1 pseudogene is annotated in these 647 nt (G+C 60.7%); it reads right to left on the reverse strand.

From position 1 onward, the window contains the following. Window positions 1-422, reverse strand: a pseudogene (locus P4U43_RS17965) (hypothetical protein); the annotation flags it as partial. Window positions 423-647: the final 225 nt, after the last annotated feature.

Raw genomic sequence — 647 nt, forward strand, 5'->3', positions numbered from 1 at the left:
GCGGCGGCCCAAGTTTGCAGGGCAGGCAGAGACCAGCGCAGGTATAGGCGCGTTGTTGTTTCTGAGCGGGGCTTGCTGCGGGGCGGGGTGTTGCTGCCTTTGAGCATGATGGTGTACCAGCGCTCGAGCTCGGTCCTTATCTGTTTTGGCAGTTCAGACACGGTGGTCTCAAACCATCTGTCTACGGCGGATTCTCTGTCGTCGTCGAGCAGGCCTGCTGCTGCGCAGACTTCCTGCAGCCGAAGGGACGTGATTCCAATACTTTGCAGGTTCACGAGGTCAGTGGCGAGTAGCGGGGCGCCGGGAGTGTCCTGCAGGCCAAGCGCGATGGCCAGTCCGCGACGTGTCCTTTTCGTGGTTGTGAGACTCCACCCGTGGTCGCGGGCGTGTTCGATCAGGAATTGATTCAGGAATGCAGCCATTTTCGGTTCAGCAGGTGCCGGGAACCCATGGATGGCTCCGTTGGCAAGGTTGCGAAATGCCGGGAACAGGGTGAGTTGGCGGTGGTCGAACGCTTCGAAGGTTGGTGCTGGGCTTGTGATGGGGGGCTTTGTGCGCTTCCGTCGGGTGCCGCGGTGCTGCCCCACTCTGGCATGTCGGAGATTCGCTAGGAACAGTTGCTGTCCGAACCGGTTGGCCTCTACCAA

Source organism: Arthrobacter vasquezii (genome assembly GCF_029455255.1).
Lineage (GTDB): Bacteria > Actinomycetota > Actinomycetes > Actinomycetales > Micrococcaceae > Arthrobacter_D > Arthrobacter_D parietis.